Source organism: Pseudomonas sp. VMV1 (assembly GCF_056790235.1).
The window spans coordinates 524,147-549,360 of record NZ_JBXGSE010000002.1 but is presented as its reverse complement, the minus strand read 5'-3'; the positions used below and the strand labels follow the sequence as shown (position 1 = coordinate 549,360).

18 protein-coding genes are annotated in these 25,214 nt (G+C 66.7%); 6 read left to right on the top strand and 12 right to left on the bottom strand.

Features of this window, described 5'->3' with window-relative positions:
* Positions 1 to 114 precede the first annotated feature (114 nt).
* Positions 115 to 2,949: an RNA polymerase-associated protein RapA gene (rapA, locus tag ACUCV0_RS08100; RefSeq protein ID WP_454253313.1), complete on the top strand. Its 2,835-nt coding sequence runs from the start codon at positions 115 to 117 to the stop codon at positions 2,947 to 2,949.
* 418 nt (positions 2,950 to 3,367) lie between these two features.
* Here the strand turns inward: rapA and dhbA are convergent, their stop codons facing one another.
* Genes dhbA through ACUCV0_RS08080 form a run of 4 tightly spaced genes read right to left on the bottom strand, consistent with a single transcriptional unit; the run spans position 3,368 to position 7,815 of the window.
* The gene (gene dhbA, locus ACUCV0_RS08095) at positions 3,368 to 4,123 is read right to left on the bottom strand and encodes a 2,3-dihydro-2,3-dihydroxybenzoate dehydrogenase (protein WP_059315463.1); all 756 of its coding nucleotides are present in this window, start codon (positions 4,121 to 4,123) and stop codon (positions 3,368 to 3,370) included.
* A 10-nt stretch (positions 4,124 to 4,133) separates the two neighbouring features.
* A complete protein-coding gene (locus ACUCV0_RS08090) occupies positions 4,134 to 4,997 on the bottom strand; it encodes an isochorismatase (RefSeq protein WP_482212462.1) in 864 nt (287 codons plus the stop codon).
* Between the two features lie 8 nt (positions 4,998 to 5,005).
* Positions 5,006 to 6,631 carry a (2,3-dihydroxybenzoyl)adenylate synthase gene (locus tag ACUCV0_RS08085; RefSeq protein WP_482212461.1) on the bottom strand — a complete coding sequence of 542 codons (1,626 nt, stop codon included), beginning with the start codon at positions 6,629 to 6,631 and terminating at the stop codon, positions 5,006 to 5,008.
* Positions 6,628 to 7,815: an isochorismate synthase gene (locus tag ACUCV0_RS08080; RefSeq protein ID WP_482212460.1), complete on the bottom strand. Its 1,188-nt coding sequence runs from the start codon at positions 7,813 to 7,815 to the stop codon at positions 6,628 to 6,630. The genes ACUCV0_RS08085 and ACUCV0_RS08080 overlap by 4 nt, the downstream gene beginning before the upstream one ends.
* 273 nt (positions 7,816 to 8,088) lie before the next feature.
* Between ACUCV0_RS08080 and fepB the strand changes: the two genes are divergently transcribed.
* On the top strand, positions 8,089 to 9,057 hold the full coding sequence (gene fepB / locus ACUCV0_RS08075) for a Fe2+-enterobactin ABC transporter substrate-binding protein (RefSeq protein ID WP_313649860.1): 969 nt from the start codon (positions 8,089 to 8,091) through the stop codon (positions 9,055 to 9,057).
* Positions 9,058 to 9,204: 147 nt separating this feature from the next.
* Here fepB and entS read toward each other — a convergent pair whose 3' ends face one another.
* A complete protein-coding gene (gene entS / locus ACUCV0_RS08070; RefSeq protein WP_323149317.1) occupies positions 9,205 to 10,434 on the bottom strand; it encodes an enterobactin transporter EntS in 1,230 nt (409 codons plus the stop codon).
* 126 nt (positions 10,435 to 10,560) lie between these two features.
* On the opposite strand from entS, the gene fepD reads away from it, so the two are divergent.
* From fepD to ACUCV0_RS08055, 3 genes are read left to right on the top strand one after another with little or no spacing between them, the layout of a single operon-like run.
* Positions 10,561 to 11,556, top strand: a complete 996-nt coding sequence (gene fepD / locus ACUCV0_RS08065) for a Fe(3+)-siderophore ABC transporter permease (RefSeq protein WP_482212459.1) — start codon at positions 10,561 to 10,563, stop codon at positions 11,554 to 11,556.
* On the top strand, positions 11,553 to 12,551 hold the full coding sequence (gene fepG, locus ACUCV0_RS08060) for an iron-enterobactin ABC transporter permease (RefSeq protein WP_323150219.1): 999 nt from the start codon (positions 11,553 to 11,555) through the stop codon (positions 12,549 to 12,551). The genes fepD and fepG overlap by 4 nt, the downstream gene beginning before the upstream one ends.
* Positions 12,548 to 13,354 (top strand): ATP-binding cassette domain-containing protein, encoded by an 807-nt coding sequence (locus ACUCV0_RS08055; RefSeq protein ID WP_482212458.1) that lies wholly within the window; start codon positions 12,548 to 12,550, stop codon positions 13,352 to 13,354. Before fepG ends, ACUCV0_RS08055 begins: the two co-directional genes overlap by 4 nt.
* Here ACUCV0_RS08055 and ACUCV0_RS08050 read toward each other — a convergent pair.
* From ACUCV0_RS08050 to ACUCV0_RS08020, 7 genes are all read right to left on the bottom strand, one after another.
* The gene (locus tag ACUCV0_RS08050) at positions 13,351 to 17,289 is read right to left on the bottom strand and encodes an amino acid adenylation domain-containing protein (RefSeq protein ID WP_482212457.1); all 3,939 of its coding nucleotides are present in this window, start codon (positions 17,287 to 17,289) and stop codon (positions 13,351 to 13,353) included. The genes ACUCV0_RS08055 and ACUCV0_RS08050 overlap by 4 nt on opposite strands.
* Before the next feature lie 11 nt (positions 17,290 to 17,300).
* A complete protein-coding gene (locus ACUCV0_RS08045) occupies positions 17,301 to 17,507 on the bottom strand; it encodes an MbtH family protein (protein ID WP_482212456.1) in 207 nt (68 codons plus the stop codon).
* Between the two features lie 21 nt (positions 17,508 to 17,528).
* Positions 17,529 to 18,779, bottom strand: a complete 1,251-nt coding sequence (gene fes, locus ACUCV0_RS08040) for an enterochelin esterase (RefSeq protein WP_482212455.1) — start codon at positions 18,777 to 18,779, stop codon at positions 17,529 to 17,531.
* A gap of 82 nt (positions 18,780 to 18,861) precedes the next feature.
* Positions 18,862 to 21,075, bottom strand: coding sequence for a TonB-dependent siderophore receptor (locus tag ACUCV0_RS08035; protein ID WP_482212454.1), 2,214 nt, complete (start codon positions 21,073 to 21,075; stop codon positions 18,862 to 18,864).
* A gap of 288 nt (positions 21,076 to 21,363) precedes the next feature.
* Complete coding sequence (locus ACUCV0_RS08030; protein ID WP_059315476.1) at positions 21,364 to 21,627, bottom strand: hypothetical protein; 264 nt, start codon at positions 21,625 to 21,627, stop codon at positions 21,364 to 21,366.
* Between the two features lie 313 nt (positions 21,628 to 21,940).
* Entirely contained in the window at positions 21,941 to 22,222 is a 282-nt protein-coding gene (locus tag ACUCV0_RS08025; RefSeq protein WP_482212453.1) for a hypothetical protein, read from the bottom strand.
* Positions 22,223 to 22,354: 132 nt separating this feature from the next.
* Complete coding sequence (locus ACUCV0_RS08020; protein WP_482212452.1) at positions 22,355 to 22,906, bottom strand: N-acetyltransferase family protein; 552 nt, start codon at positions 22,904 to 22,906, stop codon at positions 22,355 to 22,357.
* Positions 22,907 to 23,222: 316 nt separating this feature from the next.
* Here ACUCV0_RS08020 and ACUCV0_RS08015 point away from each other — a divergent pair, with 316 nt between their 5' ends.
* A complete protein-coding gene (locus ACUCV0_RS08015; protein ID WP_482212451.1) occupies positions 23,223 to 25,214 on the top strand; it encodes a putative bifunctional diguanylate cyclase/phosphodiesterase in 1,992 nt (663 codons plus the stop codon).

Below are 25,214 nucleotides of genomic sequence, written 5' to 3'. Positions count from 1 at the left end.
AATTTGGAGCGGCGCCTGACGGACTGCGGCAAAGAGCACCGCCCTGGGGTTGGGCTTATGACTCCGCTTTCGCTAAAATAGCCGGCTTTTTGATAGCTGGGGAGAAGCTTCTACATGGCGTCACATCAACCGGGACAACGCTGGATCAGTGACAGCGAGGCCGAACTGGGCCTGGGAACCATCCTGGCCCTGGACGGCCGCCTGCTCACGGTGCTCTATCCAGCCACCGGTGAGACGCGCCAGTATGCCCAGCGCAATGCGCCCCTGACCCGGGTGCGCTTCGCCCCGGGCGACGAGGTGACGCATTTCGAGGGCTGGAAGCTCACCGTGCGGGAGGTCTCCGAGGAGGATGGCCTGCTGACCTATCACGGCTTCACCGCGGAGCGCGAGGCACGCAGCGTGCCCGAGGCCCAGCTGTCGAACTTCATCCAGTTCCGCCTGGCCAGCGATCGCCTGTTCGCCGGGCAGATCGATCCCCTGCCCTGGTTCGGCCTGCGCTACCACACCCACGAGCACCGCAACCGCCTGCTGCAGTCCAGCCTCTGGGGCCTGGGCGGTGTCCGCGCCCAACCGATCCCGCACCAGCTGCACATCGCCCGCAGTGTGGCCGACCGCGTCGCGCCACGTGTCCTGCTGGCCGACGAAGTGGGCCTGGGCAAGACCATCGAGGCTGGCCTGGTGATCCATCGCCAGCTCCTTAGCGGTCGCGCCAGCCGGGTGCTGATCCTGGTCCCGGAAAATCTCCAGCACCAGTGGCTGGTGGAGATGCGCCGCCGCTTCAACCTGGAAGTCGCGCTGTTCGACGCCGAGCGCTTCATGGCCAGCGAAGACGGCAATCCCTTCGAGGATGCCCAGCTCGCCCTGGTCTCCCTGGACTGGCTGGTGCGCGACGAAAAGGCCCAAGATGCCGCCTTCGCCGCCGGTTGGGACCTGCTGGTGGTCGATGAAGCCCACCACCTGGTCTGGCACCCCGAGGGCGCCAGCCGCGAATACAGCCTGGTCGAACAACTGGGTGAGGTCATTCCCGGCGTGCTGCTGCTCACCGCGACCCCCGAGCAGCTGGGCCAGGACAGCCACTTCGCTCGTCTGCGCCTGCTCGATCCCAGCCGCTTCCATGACTTCGCCGCCTTCCAGCAGGAGTCCCAGCACTACCGCCCGGTCGCCGAAGCCGTGCAGGAATTGCTCGATGCCGGTGCCCTGAGCCCGGCGGCCCAGGATGCCATCGGTGGCTTCCTCGGCCAGGAAGGCGAGACCCTGCTGGCCGCCGCCGCAGCCGGTGATGCCGATGCCCGTGCCCGCCTGGTCCGCGAACTGCTGGATCGCCACGGCACCGGCCGCGTGCTGTTCCGCAACACCCGCGCCGCGGTCAAGGGCTTTCCCGAGCGCGAATTGCATGCCCATGCCCTGCCCTTCCCGGATGCCTATCTGGACGAAGGCGTCATGCCCGGCCAGTCGCTGCAACCGGAAACCGAATTCGCGCCGGAAGACGACAACGATCGCTGGTGGCGCCACGACGGCCGCGTCGAATGGCTGATCGACACCCTCAAGGCGATCAAGCCGCACAAGGTGCTGGTCATCTGCGCGCGCATGGAAACCGCCCTGGATCTGGAAGATGCCCTGCGCCTGAAGTCCGGCATCCCGACCACGGTGTTCCACGAGGGCATGAGCATCCTCGAACGCGACCGCGCCGCCGCCTACTTCGCCGATGAGGAATTCGGCGCCCAGGTGCTGATCTGTTCCGAGATCGGCAGTGAAGGCCGCAACTTCCAGTTCGCCCACCACCTGGTGCTGTTCGACCTGCCGGCCCACCCGGACCTGCTGGAGCAGCGCATCGGCCGTCTGGACCGGATCGGCCAGCGCCACACCATCCAGCTGCACGTGCCCTACCTCGAAGGCAGCCGCCAGGAGCGGCAGTTCCAGTGGTACCACCAGGCGCTCAACGCCTTCCTGGCCACCTCGCCCACCGGCAGTGCCCTGCAGGCGCGCTTCGCCAGCGAGCTGGACGAACAACTGGCCGGTGGCGACGACGCCGCCTGGCAGACCCTGCTGGAACAGGGCGCCGAGGCCCGTGCCACCCTGGAAACCGAGCTGCACAACGGCCGTGACCGCTTGCTGGAACTCAACTCCTCCGGCGCCGGTGCCGGCGAGCAACTGGTCGAGGACATCCTCGAACAGGACGACCAGTTCGCTCTGCCGATGTACATGGAAGAGCTGTTCAACGCCTTCGGCATCGACAGCGAGGACCACTCCGACAACGCCCTGATCCTCAAGCCCAGCGAGAAGATGCTCGACGCCGGCTTCCCCCTCGGCGACGACGAAGGCGTGACCATCACCTACGACCGTAACGTGGCTCTGGTCCGCGAGGACATGCAGTTCCTGACCTGGGAACACCCCATGGCCCAGGGCGGCATGGACCTGGTGATGTCCGGCTCCATGGGCAACACCGCCGTGGCGCTGATCAAGAACAAGGCGCTCAAGCCGGGCACCGTGCTGCTGGAACTGATCTACATCAGCGAGGCGGTGGCGCCGCGCGCCCTGCAGCTGGGTCGCTACCTGCCACCACTGGCGATTCGCTGCCTGCTGGACGCCAACGGCAACGACCTGGCCGCCCGGGTGGCCTTCGAGACCCTCAACGATCAACTGGAAAGCGTGCCGCGCACCAGCGCCAACAAGTTCGTCCAGGCCCAGCGCGACTCCCTGGCCAAGCTGATCGGCGGCGGCGAAGGCAAGGCCCTGCCCCGCCACGAGGAACGCGTCGCCAAGGCGCGCCAGGCGTACCTCTCGGGCATGGACGAGGAAATCGCCCGCCTGGAGGCCCTGCGCGCGGTCAACTCCAGCGTCCGCCAGGACGAGATCGACCGGCTGCGCCAGCAGCGCGAAGAAGGCCTGACCTACCTGGACAAGGCTTCGCTGCGCCTGGAAGCCATTCGGGTGCTGGTGGCGGGTTGAGTGGAAGGGCTTCGTTAGCGAAGCCCTTTAGCGATACCTATCGCGGCCATGGGCCGCTCCTACAGTTCTGTAGGAGCGGCCCATGGCCGCGAGTGCTTTAACTGGGAATCAATGCTGGGCTTCGCTGGCGCTCAACCCAACCTACGGAACCGCTCAGTCCCGTAGCGTGGAAAACGGCGTAGCCTTTTCCACTGGGCGTCCCAGCCAAGGGCGCCCTCACCCCAACCCTCTCCCAAGGGGGGAGGGAGCTATACGAGCAGGCGTTCAGCTGCATCAGCTCCGGCAAGCTCGTGATCGGTCGCCGCGCCTAGCCGTAGGTTGGGCTGAGACGGCCCCACCGTCGAAGCCCAACACACCGCGATCGCCGGATAACTCCTGTTGGGCTTTGCTAGCGCTCAACCCAACCTACAGAAATCCCTCACGCCGCCAGGGTCGCGCCGCCGTCCACCACGATGTCCTGCATGGTGATATGGCTGGCCAGGTCCGAGGCGAGGAACAGCACGGTGTTGGCGATCTCGTCGGGCTGGGCGATCTTGCGCAGCGGGATGCCGAGCTTGAAGTCCTCCGGCAGGCCGTCCACCAGGCGCTGATAGCCTTCGGGCGAGCCGAGCATGCCGGCCAGCATGGGGGTCGCCGTGGAGCCGGGCGAAACCACGTTGCAGCGCACGCCCGAGCCCGCCAGTTCCAGGGCCACGCAGTGGCTCAGAGACACCAGCGCCGCCTTGGAGGTGCAATAGCCGGCCATCTGCAGGCGCGGCACATGGGCGGCGTTGGAGGCGATGTTGACGATGGCGCCGCGGCCCTGGGCCTTGAACAGCGGCACCAGCTGGCGGAACAGGTAGAAGGGGCCGGAGACGTTAACGTCCAGCAGCGCCTGCCAGTCGTCCAGGCTCAGGCTGTCGCTGGTGCCCAGGCGCAGCACACCGGCGCCATTGACCAGCACGTCCAGGCGCCGCTCTTCGGCCAGCAGGGCCTGGCAGACGTCCTCGACCTGAGCCGCGTCGGCAACATCCAGCAGTTGGGTGCGAAAGGGATAGCTGCTCTCGGCGAATTGCCGGTCGAGGCCGATCACCTCGGCGCCGGCCGCCTGGAAGCGGCGTGCCACCTGCAGGCCGATGCCCTGCCCTGCGCCGGTCACCCAGACGCGCTTGCCGGTGAAATCCAGTTGCGTCATCAAGGGCTCCCTAGGCGCGAGCGCGCAGCAGGTCCAGCCAGCCCTGCAGGGTCGGCTGGGCGGCGAGATCGGCAAAGGTGACCGGCAGGCCGCGCTTCTGCCATTCCCCCACCAGGGTCATGACCTGCACCGAATCCAGACCGAAATCGGTCAGATTGTCGTCCAGCGCCGGCTCCTCGTCGTCGGCGTCCAGCAGCGGCTGGACCTGGGCACGCAGCCAGGCTTCGTCGAGCACCGCCGCACCCGCGCCGGTGACCTGGGCGGTGCTGAGGGTGCTGCCGCAGCGGGTAGCCACGTAGCGCAGCGCCATGCGGTGCTCTTCTTCGCTGAAGTCGGCCACGGCGTCGCCGATCAGGAAGGCCTGGATATCCCGCATGAAGGCGTCGGTACAGGTGGTCAGGCAGCCGATGTGGGCATAGACGCCGCAGACGATCAGCTGGTCGCGGCGCCACTCGGTCATCAGGTCCTGCAGGTTGGATCTATGGAAGGCGCTGTAGCGCCACTTGGTTAGGACCACGTCATCGCCCTTGGGGGCCAGCTCCTCTACCACCTGCTGCAGCGCAGGATCGGCCTGGGTCAGGCCAGGGCCCCACATGTCGTTGAGCAGGGCACGATCGGCTGGCGGCTGGTCCGTGGGCTGGGCGGTGTAGACCACCGGCACGCCCTGGGCATCGGCCCAGGCACGCAGCGCGGCGATGTTGGTCACCACCTGGGCGATCAGCGGGCTGTTGTCGCCATAGAACTCGACGAAATAGCGCTGCATGTCGTGGATCAGCAGCACGGCGCGATCGGCCACAGGCGTCCAGGCGACCTTGTTGGCGGGAAAGCCGGCGGGCTGGGGCAAGGGATAGGACGCAAGACGGGGAATAGCCATGGGAAACCTTAGGGACGTTCGGTGGAGGGGGTCTGCAGCTGCTCGCGCAGACGGCGCTTGTCGATCTTGCCGACGGCGGTGAGCGGCAGCTGGTCGAGGAACTGGAAACGGTCGGGCAGCTTGTACTCGGCTACGCCCTGCTCGCGGAGGTAGCGACGCAGGGCCACTGGCTTGAGCGCCGGATCGCTGACCACCAGGCAGGCGCAGCTCTTCTCACCCATCAGCTCATCGGCGATGGCCACCAGGGCCGCGTGGGTGATACCGGGATGACGCAGCAGCAGGCCCTCGATCTCGGCCGCGGCGATCTTTTCGCCCCCGCGGTTGATCTGGTCCTTCACCCGGCCGACCACCTTGAGGTAGCCGGCGCCATCGCGCTGGACCACGTCGCCGGAGAAGTAGAAACCCTCGGCGTCGAACACCTGGGTATTGTGCTCGGGGCTGCGGTAGTAGCCGCGGAAGGTATAGGGGCCACGGGTGGACAGCAGACCGGGTTGGCCATCGGGCACCGGCTGGCCGTCTTCGTCGGTGATGCGCACCTCGTCATCCGGGCTCATGGGGCAGCCCTGGGTGGTGAAGATGCGCTCGGGTTCGTCGTCCAGGCGGGTGTAGTTGACCAGGCCCTCGGCCATGCCGAATACCTGCTGCAGCTGGCAACCCAGCTCCGCCGGCACCCGTCGGGCCTGGGCCTCGGCGAAGCTGGCACCGCCCACCTGCACCATGCGCAGGCTGGCCAGGCGGGCACGCTGCTCGGGTGCGGCAGCGGCCTGCAGCCAGAGCGCCACCGCCGGCGGCACCAAGGCCACCCAGTCCACCTGATGGCGCTCGATCAGTTCGAAGCAGCGCAGCGGCTCAGGATCGCGGGCCATGACCACGCAGCCGCCAGCGATGAACACGCCCAGGGCGCCCGGCGAGCTGAGGGTGTAGTTGTGCCCCGCCGGCAAGGCGCAGAGAAAGCGCGTCGCGGGGGTCAGCTGGCAGATTTCGACGCTGCGCCTGAGGCTGTAGTAGTAGTCGTTGTGGGTACGCGGGATCAGCTTGGGCGTACCGGTGCTGCCACCGGAGAGCTGGAAGAAGGCTACCTCGCCACCCGCGGTGGGCGTCAGCTGATAGCCGGCCAGCGGGGTATCCAGGCGTTGCTGCAAGCTGCGCGCGTCGTCCGCGCCATCCAGCAGCACCTCGCCGAGGCCCGGTGCCACGTCGCGCAGCTCACCGAGGAAGTTGTCGTCGCGGAACAGGTTGTGCTCGCGGGAAGCGATCAGCAACCTGGGCTGGATCTGCTGCGCATAGGCCAGCAGTTCCAGCTTCTGGTGACTGAACAGGGCGTTGACCGGCGCGATGCCGGCCTTGAGCAGGGCGAAGAACACCACATAGAACTCGGCCACGTTGGGCAGCTGCACCAGCGCCGTGTCGTGGCGGCGCAGACCGGCGGCCTGCAGGTGGGCGGCCAGGCGGCTGGAGCGCTCGTCCAGCTCGGCGTAGCTCAATTGCCGCTCGCCGCAGAGGATCGCCGGTGCCTGGGGTAGCGTCGCGCGGCTGCGGGCCAGGATCTCGGTCATGGGCAGGTCGAGCCAGTAGCCGAGGGCGCGATAGCGGGCGGCCAGATCGTCCGGCCAGGGGGTGAATTCCAGACTCACGTAGGGCTCTCCTCGTCGAGCAAACCACAGGCGGCACGCATGGTGCCCAGTTTGGCGGTGACCTCGGCCCATTCCGCCGCGGGGTCGGATGCCTCGACGATGCCGGCGCCGGCGAACAGCCGCAGCCAGTCGTCCTGCACCGTACCGCAGCGGATGGTGACCACCCACTCGCCATTGCCCTGGGCATCGCACCACCCCACCATGCCGGTGAACAGGCCGCGGTCGAAGGGCTCGATGCGCTCGATCAGCTGGCGCGCCGCGGCCGTGGGATAGCCGCAGACGGCCGGCGTCGGATGCAGGCGGCAGGCGAGCTGCAGCGCCGAGGTCCGGCTGTCGGCCAGTTCGCCGTCGATGGCGGTGGACAGGTGCCACATGGCATTGGTGCTGAGTAGCGACGGCGCTTCGGGGACGTCCAGCCGGCTGCACAACGGCGCCAGCTGCTGGCGGATGTCCTCGATCACCAGGCGGTGCTCGTAGTGGTCCTTGCTGGAATCCAGCAGGTCGCGGGCCACCCGCTGGTCCTCCACCGGATCGGCCTGGCGCTTGGCGGAGCCCGCCAGGGGATTGGTGTATACCCGGGCGCCCTGCTTGCGCACCAGCAACTCGGGGCTGACCCCGACCAGCTCACCGCCCTCGGCGGTCGGGATGCGGAATTGATAGCCAGTGGGATTCTGCCGCGCCAGGTTCGCCAGGATGACGTCCACAGCGGCGGGTTCGGCCAGACGAATCTCCTGAATCCGCGACAGCACCGCCTTGCTCAGTTCACCGCGACGGAAGGCCTCGATGGCCTCCTCCACCGCCAGGCAGAAGCCGTCCGCGCTGGGCAGGTTGCGCACCTCACGCACCTGCGCCGGTGTGATCGGCGCAGGGCTGACCGGCGCCGAGCGGGCCACCCAGGCATGCTCCCGAGGGACATAGAGGCAAGAGGGCCTGGTGGTATCGAAGGGAATGGCGCCCATGATTACCGGCTCGGCGATGCCGGCCTGGCTGGCACGGGCGAAGGCCTCTTCCACGGCGTGCAGGAACAGGCTGTCCCGGTGCGCGCCGCCGCTGGCCGGTGTCTCGACCCGGGCGCAGATGCCCTGTCCCTGCAGGACGCGATCACCCGACTGGAACAGGAACGCGGCCTGTTCCCGACGATCGGCAGCTACCTGCTCGACCCTCTCAGCCCTCTTGCTCGTCATTTCGATGAACCTCTACACGAATGATAATGCTTATCAATAATCGGAAGCTAACTTTTGTCTGACGAAAAGTCAATTCGTTAGGGACCAAACGATTTTCTCGATGGGCATGCAAGCCCTTGATATAGCTCGTTTATTGCCATGCGGCGGTGACTACATAAGCCAGATCCAGTCCGATAGCGGCTGCCCTCTCGATACCTGATCACTGGAATGGCTTGCCGGCTCCGAGTGCTTCTTTGAAAATGAGAGTGATTATCTTACAACTGGAAAGCGTTCATGTTCAGCTTGTCGTCATTGTTTCGCATTCTCACCACCCTGGCTGTCGCCACCCTGGCGCTGGGCGGTACCGCCCAGGCGGCGGACTGGCCGCGAGAGATCAACGCCGATGGCAGCCAGGTGACCCTGCCCGCCAAGCCACAGCGCATCGTCTCCACCAGCGTCACCCTTACCGGTTCCCTGCTGGCCATCGGCGCCCCGGTGGTAGCCAGTGGCGCCACCTCGCCCAACAACAGATTCGCCGATGACCAGGGCTTCCTCCGCCAATGGGGCGAGGTCGCCAAGGAGCGCGACGTGAAGCGGCTGTACATCGGCGAAGCCAATGCCGAGGCAGTGGCCGCCGAGGCCCCTGATCTGATCTTGGTCAGCGCCGCCGGCAACGACTCGGCCCTGCGTCTGGTCGATCAACTAAAGGCCATCGCTCCGGTGCTGGTGGTGGGTTACGACAATCGCAGCTGGCAACAGGTGGTGGAGCTGCTGGGCCAGGCTACCGGTCGCGAGGACGCCGCCGCCAAGGTGGTCAACGACTTCGCCGGGCGCGTCACCGACCTCAAGGCGCGCCTGCAACTGCCGCCGCAACCGGTATCCGCCTTCGTCTACAGCCCGGCGACGCGGCAGGCCAATCTCTGGACCGCCGCCTCCTCCCAGGGTCAGTTGCTGGAAAGCCTGGGCTTCAAACTCGCCGCGCTGCCAGTCGGTCTCGCCACGGGCCACAGCCAGGGTCAGCGCCATGACATCCTGCAGCTGGCCGGCGAGAACGTCGCCACCGGTCTCAACGGCCAGACCTTCCTGCTGTTCGCTGCGGACGCCAAGGAGGCCGAGGCGGTGCGCAGCAATCCGCTGCTGGCACACCTGCCGGCGGTCAAGGAGAACCGCGTGGAGGCGCTGGGCGCCGAGACCTTCCGCCTCGATCCCTACAGCGCCAACCTGCTGCTGGATCGACTGGAAAAGCGCTACGCCAAGCCCTGAACCGGGCAATCGCGGAAAACGCTACGCCAAACCTTTAGCTATCCGTAGGGTGGACAACGGCGCAGCCTTGTCCACCACTCCCTGCCGTGAACCCCAGTGGAAAACGCTGCGCGGTTTTCCACGCTACGCCAGGCGCACTGGAGCGGATCAGGCGCCGAGGCTTTCAGCTCGACGCAGACCGCTGGCCAGCGCCCAGCACAGGGCAGCCACCAGCATGGCGACCAGACCGAAGACGAACGCTGCCTGCGCCGGCAACATCAGGCTGGCCAGGCCGCCGAACAGCGCCGCGCCGATGGCCTCGCCACCAATATTTTGTGCCGTCCACAGGGCATTGATCCGCCCCAGCAGGCGATCCGGGGTCAGGCGCTGGATCAGCGCGTACTGCACCAGCGAATTGAGCGCGCCCAGGTAGCCGAACAGCACCAGGCACAGCGCGGACAACCAGAAGCCGGGTAATAGCGCGAAGACCGCTACCGCCAGAAAGGTGGCCACCGCGCTCATCAGCAGGGTACGCCCAGGGCGTGGCGCCTGGTTCAGTCGACCACTGGTGAGGGCGCCGAGGGCAGCGCCCAGGGGGGCGGCGGCATAGAGCCAGCCCAGGTGTCCGGTATCCAGCCCCCAGCTCTCCCCCAGCGCGGGATAGAGCACCCGCACCGCATTGGCCATGGTCACCAGGGCGCCGACCAGGGCCACGGCACCCAGCAGCCGGTTCTCGAACAGAAAGGCAATGCCGCCACCCAGGGCCTGCCAGGGCGATTCGCGCGGCTGCTCCGGCGGCGGCAGCGGCGGTAGGCGCAGCAGCACCAGCAGGGTGATCAGGGTACCGAAGGCCGTCAGCCCGTAATTCCAGACGACACCGCTCTGGGCGATCAGCAGCGTCCCCAGTGGCGGCGCGATGATGGCGGCCACCCGCACGCTGAGCATGTTCAAGGCGCCGGCCTGCACCATGGATTCCCGGCCGACCAGGATCGGTGTCACCGCCAGCAGCGCGGTGACGCCCAGGGCGCCGAAGAAGCCATCCCACAGCGCCAGCAGGTAGATGGCCGTCAACGATGGCTCGGGCAGGCTGGCGTTGATGGCCAGGCCGATGAAGCCCAGGCCGCAAATGGAGCGGGCGGCGAGGATCAGCCGGCGCCGCTCCAGGCGGTCGGCCAGCACCCCGCCGGTGAGCAGGCCAACGAACATGCCGATGCCGGCCATGCTCAGTGCCAGGCCTACCTTGAGCGGCGAGTCGGTCAGGGCCTGGACCTGGATGGGCACCGCCACGGCGAGCAGCCCGAGAGAGAGTACGGACACCAGACGGGCGATGAACAGGGTACGAAAGGCGGCGTGGGACCTGAGCAGGCCGAAGTCGAGCAGGAAGGACGTCTTGGACATGAATCACCGGAAAAACACAGGGGACGCTATCGAGCCGCCGAGGCAAGGCTGTTAGCATGTAATACAGACTATCATGTGTTAATACGCCTTGTTCTCATCCACCCCCTCTCCTGCCTGCCGTCGCGGATGATCATGCGCCGCTTCCTTATCCTCGGCTGTGCGGGTCTGTCGCTGCTCCTGGTGATGGCCGCGAGCCTGGCGCTCGGCTCCACCGCCATACCGCTGGCCGACGTCTGGCAGGCGCTGGGCCACGGCTGCAGCGATCCCGCCTGCCTCATCGTGCGCGAGGCGCGCCTGCCGCGAACCCTCGCCGGCCTGCTCGCCGGCGCGGCGCTGGGCGTGGCCGGCACCCTGATGCAGGCGCTGACGCGCAACCCCCTCGCCGACCCGGGCATCCTCGGCGTCAATGCCGGCGCCAGTTTCGCCGTGGTGCTGGGCATCGCCCTGTTCGGCGCCAGCGGTCCCGAGCATTACCTGGGCTATGCCTTCGGCGGCGCCCTGCTCGCCAGCCTGGTGGTGCTGCTGGCCGGCATCGCCGGTGGCGGCGGCTTCAACCCCATGCGCCTGGTGCTGGTGGGGGTAGCCCTGGGGGCCATGCTCGAAGGCGTCAGCTCCGGTATCGCCCTGCTCGATCCGCTGGTGTACGACCAGCTGAGATTCTGGCAATTCGGCTCCCTGGACGTGCGCCAGTTCGAGCTGCTGCGCAGCGCCAGCGTGCCGGTGCTGGGTGGGGTGGTCATAGCCCTGCTGCTGGCTCCGGCACTGAATGCCCTGAGCCTGGGCACCGATCTGGCCGTAGCCCTCGGCACCCGGGTCCGCCAGACCCAACTGCTCGGCCTGCTGGCCATCACCCTGCTCTGCGGCGCGGCAGCCGCGGCAGTGGGTCCCATCGCCTTCGTTGGCCTGATGGTGCCGCACCTGGGCCGCCGGGCCATCGGCGAAGACCATCGCTGGCTGCTGCCCTTCGTCCTGCTGTTCACCCCCAGCCTGCTGCTGACCGCCGACATCGTCGGTCGCCTGCTGGTGACCAATGAGCTGCGCGTCTCGGTGGTGACCGCCTTCCTCGGCGCACCGCTGCTGATCTGGCTGGCGCGCCGCCAGCGCCAGGGAGGTCGGGCATGAACCGCCCTGATCGCCTGCGCCTGCCCGGGGTGCTGCTCGCCCTGTTTGGCGGCGCCCTGCTGCTGGCGACGTTCGCCCTGGGCAGCGGCAGCCTGACCCTGAGTCCTTCCCAGGTACTGGCCGCCTTGTTCGGCGAGGCTCCGCGCGGCATCGAGCTGGTGGTCACCCAGTGGCGCCTGCCGCGGGTGGCCCTGGCGCTGCTGATCGGCGCCGCCCTGGGCTTGAGCGGCGCGCTGTTCCAGTCGCTGCTGCGCAATCCCCTGGGCAGCCCGGACATCATGGGCTTCAACACCGGCGCCTACAGCGGGGTGCTGGTCGCGCTGGTGCTGTTCCAGGCCAGCATCCTCTGGAGCACCACCGCCGCCCTGATCGGCGGCCTGGCCAGCGCCGCCCTGGTCTATGCCCTCACCTGGCGCGGCAGCGGCGTGGATACCCTGAGACTCATCATCGTCGGCATCGGCGTGCGCGCCTTGCTGATGGCGCTCAACACCTGGCTGATCGTGCATGCCTCCCTGGAAGCCGCCTTCAGCGCGGGCCTGTGGAGCGCCGGCTCACTCAACGGGGTGACCTGGGCCAAGGCCTGGCCGGCGGTGATCTTCATCCTGCTGGCGGGTGCGGCCAGCCTGGCGCTGAGTCGCCGGCTGTTCCTGCTGGAGATGGGCGACGACACCGCCTGCGCCCTGGGCGTCCCGGTGGAGCGCACCCGGCTGTCGCTGCTGGGCCTCGGCGTGGTGCTCACCGCCGCCGGTACCGCGGTGGCCGGGCCGATCTCCTTCATCGCCCTGGCCGCACCCCAGATCGCCCGCCGCCTGACCGGTACCCAGCGCCTGGCGCTTCCCGCCGCCGCCCTCACCGGCGCGGTCCTGTTGCTGGGCGCGGACCTCATCGCCCAGCGCCTGTTCCTGCCCTATGTCCTGCCGGTGGGCCTGGTCACGGTGAGCCTGGGTGGGCTCTACCTGATCGGCCTGCTCATCTGGGAGTCCCGCCGCTCATGAACGACGCCCCTTGCTCGCGCCTGCACGCCGAGCGCCTGACCCTGGGCTATGGCCGCAAGCTGATCGCCGAAGACCTCTCACTGACCATTCCCGATGGCGAACTGACGGTCATCATCGGTCCCAACGGCTGCGGCAAGTCGACCCTGCTGCGCACCCTGAGCCGGCTACTGGCGCCCAGCCAGGGCCAGGTCTGGCTGGACGGCCAGGCGATCCAGAGCTATCGCACCAAGGAGGTCGCGCGCCGCCTGGGCCTTCTGCCACAGAGCTCCCAGGCGCCGGGGGACATCTCGGTGCGCGACCTGGTAGCCCGCGGACGCTATCCGCACCAGACACTGTTCGGTGGCGTGCGCGCCGACGACGAGCGCGCCGTGACCCACGCCATGCAGGCCACCGGCGTCTTCGAACTGGCCGACCGGGCGGTGGACACCCTGTCCGGTGGCCAGCGCCAGCGGGTATGGATCGCCATGGCCCTGGCCCAGGAGACCCCGCTGCTGCTGCTCGACGAGCCCACCACCTGGCTCGACATCACCCACCAGATCGACCTCCTGGAGTTGCTGGAAGACCTCAACCGCCAGCAGGGCCATACCCTGGTGATGGTGCTGCACGACCTCAACCACGCCTGTCGCTACGCCACCCACCTGGTGGCCATGCGCGACGGCAAGGTACTGGCCACCGGCCGCCCGCGCGACGTGGTCACCCCCGAATTGATCAAGGCGGTCTATGACCTGGACTGCCTGATCATCGACGACCCGGTGGCCGGGACGCCCATGGTGGTGCCCCTGGCGCGGCGTTCGGGCGGCTAGAGCCCTTTCAGCGCCCGATTGAGCACCGGACCGATCTGCGCCAGCTGGGCCGGGGCGATGATGTCGACGTGGGCGCAGTCCACCTCGTGGGCCTGCAGGCGGGTGATCCAGGGCGCCCAGGTAGCCTTGACGTCCATTCCCACCGGCAGGGTGCGCCGGGCGACGAACATCAGCGCCTCGCCGTCGAAGCGAGCGCTGTGCGCCGTGGCCAGCAGGCGTACCGAGTCGGCGTAGTTGCCTTCGATGGTGGCGAACAACTCGGCCCCCTCGCCCAGCGCCGGGTCGGCCAGGCCCTGCTGGGCGGCGAGGAAGGCCTCGCGCTCGCGGTTCACCTCGGCCAGCACCTCCGGGTCCAGCTCGCGCTGGCCCTCGCGCTCCTGCCAGTTCTGGGTTTCCGGCGGATAGGTGTCGAGCAGGCCCAGGAAGGCGACCTCCTCTCCGGCCGCCTGCAACCGCGCCGCCAGCCCCTGGGCCAGGGTGCCGCCCAGGGAGTAGCCGAGCAGATGATAAGGCCCCTGCGGCTGCACCTCGCGCAGGGTGTCCAGATGGCGCTGGATGACGGCGTCCAGATCGGCGCCCTGGACCAGGGCGCCGTCAGGACGCGGTGACTGGATGCCGAGCAGCGACCAGCGCGGATCCAGATGCCGTTGCAGCACGCTGAATTGCCAGGCGAAGCCCGAGGCCGGATGGAAGCAGAACAAGGTGGGGCCGTCGCCCGGGCGCAGCGGCAGCAGGGTCTCGAAGCCGGCGCGGGTCTCGCGGGCCGCGTCCTGCTCCAGCTGCCGTGCCAGGCGGGCGACACTGGACGCCACCATGATCTGGCCGATGGACACCGGTTGCGCCAGACGTCGCCGCAGGTTGGCCGCCAGGGTCATGGCCAGCAAAGAATGGCCGCCAAGGGCAAAGAAGTCGTCATCCGCGCCCACGATGGCGCAACCGAGCACCTCGGAGAAGGCCGCCGCCAGCTCGCTTTCCAACCCCGGCGCCAGCGGTCGACTCGCGGCCCTTGCCGCGCCCTGGGGCGCCGGTAGCGCCTTGCGATCCAGCTTGCCGGTGGCACCCAGGGGAAATTCCTCCAGCTCCACCAGGGCCACGGGCACCAGATGTGGCGGCAGCTGATCCGCGAGGCGGGCGCGCAGGCGCTCCAGGTCCAGCACCGCACCCGGCTGGGCGAGCAGATAGCCCACCAGTTGGCGGGCATCGCCCCCGGCGCCATTGGCCGCCTCGCCCAGCACCCGGGCATGGGTGACGGCCTGGGCGACGCCTGGCAGCGCGAGCAGGGCATGATCGATTTCCGCCAGTTCGATGCGCTGGCCACGGATCTTGACTTGGTCATCGCTACGGCCCAGGTAGTCGACCACGCCTTCGGGCAGCCAGCGGGCGACGTCGCCGGTGCGATAGAGGCGCTCGCCCTGTCCATCGGGCGCGGCGATGAAGCGTGCAGCGGTCAGGTCCGGGCGCCCCAGGTAGCCATCGGCGAGCTGCACCCCGCTCAGATAGAGCTCCCCCGCCACACCTGGCGGTACTGGCCGCAGGCGTTCATCGAGGATGTGCAGCCCGGTGTTCCACACCGGCTTGCCGATGGGCACGCTGCTGCCGGTGACGGCCGCCAGGGCAGCACCATGGGCCGGATGGTAGGAAACGTCCACCGCCGCCTCGGTGGGGCCATAGAGATTGTGCAGGGGCGCGCCGACCCGGCGCTCCCAGGTGCGGGCCAGCTCGGTGGGCAGGGCCTCGCCGCTGCAGAAGACCTGGCGCAGGCTGGCGCACCGGGCGACGGCCGCGGGCTCGTCCAGGGCGGCGACGAAGGCCGCCAGCATCGAGGGCACGAAGTGCACCGTGGTCACCTGCTCCCGGGCGAACAGCTCCTGCAGCGCCTCGGGATCGCGGTGGGCCTCGGGCGGGGCCAAGTACAGGCGAGCCCCCACCAAGAGCGGCCAGAAGAATTCCCACACCGAGACATCGAAGCTGCTTGGTGTCTTCTGCAAGACGGTGTCGCCAGCGCCGATCGGATAGCTGTCCTGCATCCACAGCAGGCGATTGACGATGGCGGCATGACCTACCACCACGCCCTTGGGCCGGCCCGTGGAACCGGAGGTGTAGAGCACATAGGCCGGATCGCTGGGCCGCGGCCCCTCGAACACCGGATCTCGATCAAGCACTTCCAGGGGCGCGTCAAGGATCAGCACCTGGCCCTCGCTCAGCGTCGGGAAGCGCCCGCGCTGGCTGGCATCGGTCACCAGCACCCGTGGTCGGGCGTCGTCGAGCATCAGTTGCAGGCGCTCGTCAGGATAGCCGCTATCGAGTGGCAAATAGGCGGCGCCCAGTTCGACGGTGGCCAGCAGCGCCAGGGACAGGAACACCGAGCGCGGCAGCGCCACCGCGACGATGTCGCCCCGCCCTACCCCGGCCGCGCTCAGGCGCTGGGCCAGGGCCAGCACCTGCTGGCGGGTCTCGGCATAGCTGAAGGCATACTGCAGATCGGCCAACGCCGGTGCCAGGGGGGTTCGCGCGGCCTGGTCGGCCAGCAGGGTCGCCAGGGTGACCGCTGGCAGCGGGCGTTCGGTGGCGTTGATCTCGGCCAGCCAACTGCGGTCCATCGGCGCCAGCAGGTCGGCATCGCCCAGAGGGAGCCCGGGCTGCGCGGCGAATTGGTCCGCCAGCAGCCCGAAGCGCTCGGCGTGGCCCTGCAGCAGGTCGGCGGCGTAGCGCTCGGCGTTGCCGAGCAGCTTGATGTCCAGGGCGCCGCTGGCCTCCAGGTAGAGGGCGATCTCCAGGTCGCGCACCGGCCCCGAGGCCAGTTCGTGGGTGATGCCCGGCACCCCAGCGAAATCCAGGGCGAAATCGAACAGCTTGAGGTTGATGACCGGCCCGGTCAGGGGCTCGGCATCGCCCGGCCGGCCGAGATCGCGGGCGATCTGCTCGGCGTCGTAGCACTGGTGACGACGTACCTTCTTGAGCTCGGCGGCCAGCACCGTGGCCAGCTCCGGCAGCGTCTGGCCGGTAGTCGTGCGCACGCCCAGGGGCAGGACGTTGAGCGTCGCCCCACCTGACTTGAGCGCCACCGAGCCCATGCGCCGCATGAAGATGAAACCGGCGCTGAAGGCCGGCTGGCCACTGAGGCGGGCGAACCATATTGCAGCAAGGGCCACCGCCAGATCGGCTGGCGTCACCCCTTGGGCCTTGCCCTGCTCGGCCAACCTGGCGAAGACCTCGGCAGGTACCCGGGCACGGGCTTCCACCACCCGCGGCGTGGGCACCTGCCCGGCCAGCCCCCCGGGCGCCAGGGACGCCGCCGGTGGCAGCGCAGCCCCCCGCTCGCGCCAGAAGGCTTCGTCGCGCTCGCGAACGGCCGACTGCTGATAGTCCTGGTATTCACGCACCACCTCGGCAAAGGAGACGAAGGGCGAGGCCTCGGCCGTCTCGCCCCGCCCCGCGGCGCTGTACAGGGCGGCCACCCGCTTGGCCAAGGCGGCGAAGCCATAGCCATCGATCAGCAGGTGGTGATAGCGCTGGTACCAGAACAGGTGATCGTCACCCAGCTGGTAAATCCGATTGAGCCACAGCGGACCGCCGCTGGTAGCCCTCAGGTCGCCGTCGAGATCGGCGCGAATGGATGCCCGCGCGGTACCTTCCGGATCGGCTGCCCCGCGCAGGTCCAGCCACTCGGGTGTGGGGATAGCAGCGTCGGTATCTATCCACTGCACCAGCTCGCCCTCGCGTTCAGCGAAGTTGAGCCGCAGGCTATCCAGCTCGCCCAGGCCCTGGACGATGGCCGCCACCAGCGCCTCGGCCTTGAGCGGCCCGCGCAGTTCGACCAGATGGGCCACGGCGAAGGCATTGGCATGGGGCGACAGCTGATCGGCCAGCCAGATGCCGGGTTGGGCGGCGACCAGGGGCAGTTCGGAAAAGGCGCAAGAGGGCGTAGAGGACACAGGAACTCCAGTCAGGAAAGCAGAGAGGCGACCGGGCGGATATCGCGCCAGTGGCTGGCCAGCCAATCGTCACAAGCCGCGCGCAGCGCGGGCCCGAACACCGGCTCCCAGCCGGCGGGAACGGTCATGGCCTCCGGCCAGAGGCTGCACTGGCCCCGGGCATTGCGCAGAATCAGCATCACCTGCGCGGGATCGTCGAAGGGATTGAGAGCGTCCATCGGACCTCCTGGCAGTAGGGATTAGCGGTGGGCGTCGGCTGCGACCAGGGGTTGCCAGAGCCGGACCAGGCCATCGAGCAGGCCCCCACGCCACCAGAGGGCATCATGGCCCCCATCGATCTCGCGATAGTCGAGGTCATGGCCCTGCTCGCGCAGGCGCTCGACCAAGGCGCGGGAAGCTTCGAGGATGGTCGGTTCGCGCAGTCCCGCCTCGATGAACAGCCGCAAGGGATGCCTGCTCCCCTGCCCGCTTTCCAGCGCCTCGAACAGCCGTCCCGGCGCGCCGCGCTGCGGCCACCAGAAGGAGCCGGACTGGCTCAGGGCGCAACCGAAGCGCTCCGGCCAGTGCAGCGCCGCATAGAGCGCGGCCAAGCCGCCAAAACTTTGCCCGGCGACGACAGTGGAGGACGCTGACTGGGCATGGGGCGCCCAGTCGCGCACCTGAGGCAGCAACTCTTCATGGACCGCCTGCCAGAAAGCGGGATTGCAGGGCAGCTCGCTGCCGCGTAGGGCACGGTCACTGTTGTCGATCAGCAAATAAACCGCCTCCGGGAGCTGACCGGCATCGGTGAGCTGCTGCAGCGGCGTACCTATAGGCATTGCCTCCGCCCAAAACTGACCATCCAGCAGGATGGCCAGCGGTCGCTCCGTAGGGGTGGTATTACCGGTCGTGAAGACCCAGACCGGGCGACTGTTACCCAACTGGATGCTGTCCCACTGATACTGCTGCATTCTTGACGGGGCAGCCGGAGACAGACTGCGGTCATCGAAGGACGCCCAGGCTGGCTGCACTGGTGCCTCTGGCAGATGCACGCCGGATACCGCCAGTCCTCGGCCACCCTGCCAGGCGCGGCGGGGATTGAGCCGATCGGCCTGGGCCAGGGGAAAGACGCTGCGCCACCACAGACGGATACCCTGGAGGTCAGGCTGGGACTCGTCTTCGAAAGCAGCCGGCTCCCCGGTAGGGATGAGGCAGTAGCTGCCGCGCCAACCTCCGTCCAGCTCAGTCTCCCAGGCCCAGACATCGGTGCCCGGCAAGCGGGTGAGGCTCTGCGGCAAGCCCGGCTGGTGATGGTCGGTGACGCCGGTGATGTTGAGCCAGACCCGCTGGGTACTGGAGCGCTCGGCCAAACCCTCGGGATCGCGCCAGACAAAGGTCAGGCGATAGCGCCCACCCACGGTGGGTTCGATCAGCGGCGTGCCGCGGCAGGCGACGGCCTGCCACCAGGACTCGCTGCCCACATCGTCCCGCTGGAAGAGTGAATCTTTCATCGCATCTCAGTGCATCGTGGAAGAGATCTTCATGGCCTGCATCGCGCCGACCGACCCGAGCCTGGCCCGGTCGGCTTAAACCTCAGAAGTCGTAACGCGCCCCGACCATCACGCTGCGCGAGGGGCCCTGGAAGTTGAAGGTGGAGACCGAACCTACGCGCGACCAGTATTCCTTGTCGAGGAGGTTGTTCACGTCCAGGGTCGCGGTGAGCTGCTTGGTGACCGGATAGGAGAACTTGGCATCCACCGTGGCATAGCCGGGGGCGGACACGGTGACTCCAGAGGTCTGGTTGGTCTGGGAGAAATCGCTCATCGCGGTCACCCCGCCGCCGATGCTCAGACCGGTCAGTGGACCGCCCGCCAGGGTGTACTTGGTCCACAGCGAGGCCATGTGCTTGGGCATGGCTTCGAACAGGGTGTTGCCATCGCCGCTGAGGTTCTGGGTATCCATGTAGGTGTAGCCAGCGAGCATCTCCCACTGCTCGGTGAGCTTGCCGCTGACCTCGATCTCGGCACCCTTCACCCGCGTCTTGCCGGAGCTGTCGAAATAGTCGGTGATGGCCACGCCATTGGCGTCGAAGGGCCGGGCAGCCCGGTTTTCATCGGTCAGCTGGAAGATCGACAGCCGTGCATTCATATCGCCGTTGAAATAGCTGCCCTTGATCCCGACCTCGTACTGGTCACCCTCGCGCGGATCCAGCGCCTTGCCCTGGCCATCCAGCTCGCTCTGCGGTTTGTAGACCTTGGAATAGCTGGCATAGAGGGAGTGATAGTCGTCTAGGTCGTAGACGGTGCCCAGATAGGGGGTGACGAAGCCACTATGCTTCTGGCTTTCACCCGCCTCGGCGCCGCTGGCCAGGGTGGTGGTGTAAGCCTCACCCTTGTACCAGGAGACGCGGGCGCCGCCGATCAGCGCCAGGCGCTCGATGGGCCGGAAGGTGACCTTGGAATAAAGACCGAACTCGCGATCCTCGCCACTGAAATCGGTCTGATAGATACGAGCCGGTTTGGCGATAGACGTCGGGCGATAGGTATTGACGTTGGCAACAGCCAGGCGCGGCGCTCCCGTGCGCGAGCTGTTGTAGTTACCACTCTGGTAATCGGTATCGTAGTGCTTGTAGTCAGTCCCGACGACAAACTCACTCACCTGCCCCAGCACCTCCAAAGGTTGGCTGTAGCTGGCGTCTAGCGAGTAGGCATCCTGATCGAAACTCCGCGTAGTGCCGTTAATATTGACGTTGCCATTGCTCTGCACCGCCCCACCGGTGAAGGCATAGAGGTAATCCGCCTCCCGGTGCGAGGCCCGAGCGGCGATCCGCCCATAGCCGCCGTTATCGAACCTGTGGGTCAGCTCGAAGATGCCGTCGGTGGTCTTGCCATCGAAGTAGTTCCAATCCGCCCCGAGGAAGCGCGACTGGCTGAAGTCCAGCAGATTGCCCTGGGCGTCGGTGGGATAGCCATTGTGCGGGGTGAGGTTCTTGACCTGATGGATCAGGCCGAAAGAAAGCTGGGTGGCGTCCGACAGATCGATGTCCAGGTCGCCGTAGTAGCTCTGGTCGGTATTGGCGTTGTAGTCCACCTCGCCATTGCTGTCGGCACGCGAGGCGACGAAACGACCGCGAACGTTCTTGCTCGCGGTGAGCGGGCCGGCCAGGTCGATTTCCTGGTAGTTGGTGTCCCAGGAGCCGTAGCGCCCGGTGATATGGCCCTGAAAATCCTCGGTGCCGCGCTTGCGCACCATGTTGACGATACCGCCCAGCTCGCTGGTGCTGTTGAACAGCCCCGAGGGGCCACGCATGATCTCGACCCGGTCGAAGGGCGACAGGATGGGCACGGTGCCGAAGATGCTGGTCATGGGCGCCGGCAGCCCGTCGACGTTGTATTCGTCGTATTCGTAACCACGCGAATAGATGGAGGAACGCCCGCTGTCGTTGGTGAGCACCCGCAGCCCGGCGGTGGACTTGGCCAGCTCGTCCAGGGTGTTGAAGTTGCGATCCTTGATGTACTCGCTGGTGTAGGAGGTGATCGACTGGGGAATGTCGCGCAGGGCGGCTGGCGTCTTGGTGCCCACGGTCGCCGAATCCACGGTATAGCCACCGGTCTGCTCCGAGGGCGCCATGTCATAGAGGCGATTGCCTTCGATGGTCAGGGTGTCCAGTTCCGTGGCGCTCTGCTCCGCGACCGAGGCGGCGAGCACCGTCAGGGGAAAGGGAATCAGGGCGCCGATCAGGAGTAGCTGACGAAGCGCTCCACGTGGTTGGCGGACGGGCTGGCAGAGGGTTCCTTGGGGGTTCATGGTGATCCTTGTGACCGTGGCGTTGCAGCCGACGCCGTGCACTTGAAGGCTGCTCTTCGCGGCATCGCGCGAGGGCCAGCACTTTAAATGATAAAAACTCTCATTATCAAATGTTACGTTAAGCAATAGTCGTTTGCATCGCAGCGCACAGGCAGCCGTGATCCGCGCCCAGAGGCCGGGGCGGAATCAGGAAGAAGACTAGGAACGTATCGAGCGGACCAGATCGGTCCGGCGGGAAGAGGTCAGGCGACGTCCCGACAGGGCGCGCCGCAGCCGGCTCGTCGCGCGTTAGAGGCCGGAAACCGCGGGCGTCTTGGCGGCCACCTGGCCAATCACCGGGCTGGGCAGCCGGCAGACGATCTCGCCGATGGCATTCATCCGCGCAAGGCCACCGTCACCCTTGCAGGCGTGGTAGTCGGCAAGGTGTTCGGAAGGCGAATTGCGCAGCCCCTGATCGACCGCGACTACCAGGGCGATGATGCCCAGGCCCAGAGCAACGATTTCGAGCGTGCTGCGGGTACGATACCAATGGATCGGTCGCGAAAGGCTCATGGCGGCTCCAGGAAGGGGGGCGAGCGTCGGCTGCAGGGCTTCCTACTCTAATCGCCCTGCCATGAATGTAAACAGCCATTACTCGGTGGAGGCCTGAGCGTCGCGGTTCACCTGCTGGCGCTTACACCGGCGCTCGGTGGAGACAAACCCTGCGCCCAATCGCCCTGCCCTATTGGACAAGCCAGAGCGCGGGCTTTCAGACCCGGGCATCCTTGGGTAGAAAGGCGCGATCAAGCTCTGCGCCACGGTCATCCCGCGCCCAGCCGATCTGCCTGGTCGTTATCCAGGAGCTCAGACCGGCAGTCGCCTCTCCTCAGGGATTTTCCTTGGCAGGGGTCTTGATGTAGCCGGGTACCACGGAATCCGGCGGCGTATGGCGCCCTTCGGTAGCCGCGGCCCCATTGGCCTGGGCGCGATCCTCCGCCGCCTTGGCCTGTTCCTGGGAGGCACGATCGACCTTGCCCTCGGCGGCCTTTTCCTGGGCATGCTGGGCATGCGTCTGGGCGTCCCGGGCATGGTCTTCGGAGGTCTTGTCACAGGCCGCCAGGGTGACGGCGCTGACCAGTACGAGGGACGACAACAGAGCTTTCGACATTGGGTATTCCTGGCAATGGAGACTTCTCAGAGACCCGGCCGGGTGCACGTTGGTTTCTGGTCGGCCCTGCCCGCCTTGTGACTTGAGGTGTGCCTCTCAGGTCGAGCCTGCCGCACACCGCTGTCTTGGCGTTCAGCCAAGAACTTCATCCAGGCAATTCGTCTTCCTGCGCAGTAGGCGCACGTCACACCACAGGTGCACCTTTGAGACGAAGGTGCCCCCTACTGCCACCGCCATCGGCTCCACGCCAAAGGTCAGGAAACCCGCCCGCTCATACAGCGCCTGGGCAGCCTGATTACCCTCGGTCACCGTCAGCTGAACGACCTTGAGCGTGGCAATATCCTTCGCATACGTCAGCAGCTCGGCCAGCAAGGCTCCGCCTATTCCCAGCCGTCTATGCCGATCAGGCACGTACAGACCAAACAGCGTCGCCTTGTGCCGCACCTTCTCCCGCGTTTCGAGCCGGAGCCCGGCCACGCCCAGCAAGGCCTTTCCTTCCGTCGCTCCCCAGACCAGCTCCTGCACCTGATCGCCGACCTGCAGCCGACGCTTCCACCAATCGAGTGGCAGCCCTTCTCGTTCCTGCACGCTGGACGTAAAGGCCTCCGGGTAACTGGCATAGGCCTCCAGCATCAGTTGCCTATAGGCCGGCGCGAATTCAGGTCCCAGACGGTGAATCTTCATCGCGCCTCGATCGTGAGGGAAAGTCGGATAAGCATCCATCGATCACCGGCTCAGGTAAGGGATCAAGGCATTCAGCCTTCGTCATGCTATCAAAGGATTCCCGGCGCCCTACCCCATTGCAACCGCAGGACCGCCCCGCTCACCGAACGAAACCGATGATTAGGACCGTCTGACACCGCCAGGCTCTCCAACTCAACCGCCGGTCATTCCGGGTGAATCCTGATGCGGGTGGCAGGTCACTAAGTGCCATTATATTGATACTACAACGTCATTCGTCAGACGTTGATATCCACCCTGTCAGCAGTCTGGGCCCCCTATGAAAACCTCTCCAGAGCTTGGTCGGCTTGTCGATCAGACGCTTGCCGTGCCCGTGGGGCCCTTTTCCTTCGCGCCGGTGCTGGAGCGCCTGTTTCATCAGGACATCCATGAACAGCGCAGCCGCCATCTCACCCGCTGCCTCCTCATCGGGACCTTGAGCTACAACAGCTTTCTGCTCTGGTGGTGGCTGCTGATGGAAGATGCCCTGCCGTGGGCAGCCGGCCAGATGCTGGGAATAGCCACCCCCTTCACGCTGCTGGTCATCTGCCTGCTGCGGGTGGCCCCCATTCGTTGGCGCGAAGCCCTGGCCCTGCTGCCGTTCTACGTCGGCCTGCTGGTGGTCTACAACCTGGTGATCAATGGCCCGGCCGGCAAGGAAATGAACCAGACGCTGTTCATTTTCACCTGGCCGCTGATGCTCACCTTCGTCAACACCTGCATGAAGAGCGCTCTGCCGCCTGCCCTTGCGTTCAACGGCTTCGCGCTAACAGTCATCTGCATCGCCGTTCACGAGGCCCCTGTGTCGACCATCGTGGGCGGTTTGATGATCACCAATGCCGTCGTGATGGCGTTCTTTTCCCTCCTGGCCAGTTACTGGCTCAATGTCGAGGGTCGTCGCACCTATCTGTACAAGTTGCGCGAAGAAGTCCGCCTGGCGTCCTTGAATTTGGCCAACCAGGACCTGCAGATCCTCTCGGAAACGGACTCGCTCACTGGCCTCGCCAATCGCCGTCAGCTGCGTCCGCTGCTCGAAGCCTTCTGGCAATCGCGCCTGGCAGGTGAGCAAGGCGCCGTGCTCCTGATCGACGTGGATCATTTCAAGCGCTACAACGATCACTATGGCCACCTCGCCGGCGATGAATGCCTACGCACCGTGGCTACCACCTTGGCGGTCGGCCTGGGCACTGGCGACCTGGTTGGCCGTTACGGTGGCGAAGAGTTTGTCGTCATCCTCAGGCACGTCGGTCCGGCCCAGGCACTCGCTGCGGCGGAGACCATCCTGCACCGTATTCGTGACCTGCAGATTCCGCATCAGGGGCGGCAGGACGACAAGACCTATGTCACCGTCAGCATAGGCATCGCGCGCAGCGGCATCGTCGGCTTGAGTACTGCGGACGATCTGCTGGATTGCGCGGATCGAGCCCTCTACCGCGCCAAACGCGATGGCCGTGATCGGGTGTTCGAAGGTGGGGTCGAGGCCGTCCTGGGTGAGCCTCTGGAGCATGCGGATCTGCTCACGCCGGACGATGTCCGCAAGGGACTCGCCAGTAATGAATTCCTGTTGCACTACCAACCCATCTATCGCGTTCAGCCGCAGCAGGTGATCGGCTACGAGGCGCTGCTGCGCTGGAAGCACCCTACCCTCGGCATGGTATCGCCGGACATCTTCATTCCGCTGGCCGAACAGGGCAACTTCATCATCGCCCTGGGCGAATGGGTGGTGAAGGAGGCCTGCCTGGCAGCCAGCCAGTGGCCGCCTCACCTGAGCATTTCCATCAATCTTTCACCGTTGCAGTTTGCCGACCCCATGCTGCACGAACGGGTATCCGCGGCGCTCAGGCTCTCCCGTCTCGCGCCTAGTCGGCTAGTCCTGGAAGTCACCGAAGGTGTGGAACTGGTCATCGATACCAAGACCCGCCAATCCTTTGCCCTCCTCCAGCTGCTGGGCATCCGCATGGCCCTGGATGATTTCGGCAGTGGCTATGCCGGGCTGGGCCCCATCCTGGAGCTACCCTTCCAGCTGATCAAGCTTGATCGCCGGATCCTGGCCATCCAGGACGAGGATCAACGCGGGCAGGTCCTGACCTCGTTGCTGTTATTAGGCGAGGCGATGAAGCTGGAAGTACTTTGCGAAGGCGTGGAAAACGCGGCGCAGCTGGCGCTGCTGCAACAGCTGGGCGTTCGGCTCGCACAGGGCTACCTGCTCGGCAGACCCGAGGCAGATCCCGTTTCCCAGGAGAGATTGCCCCTGGAAATCGAGAATTACTAA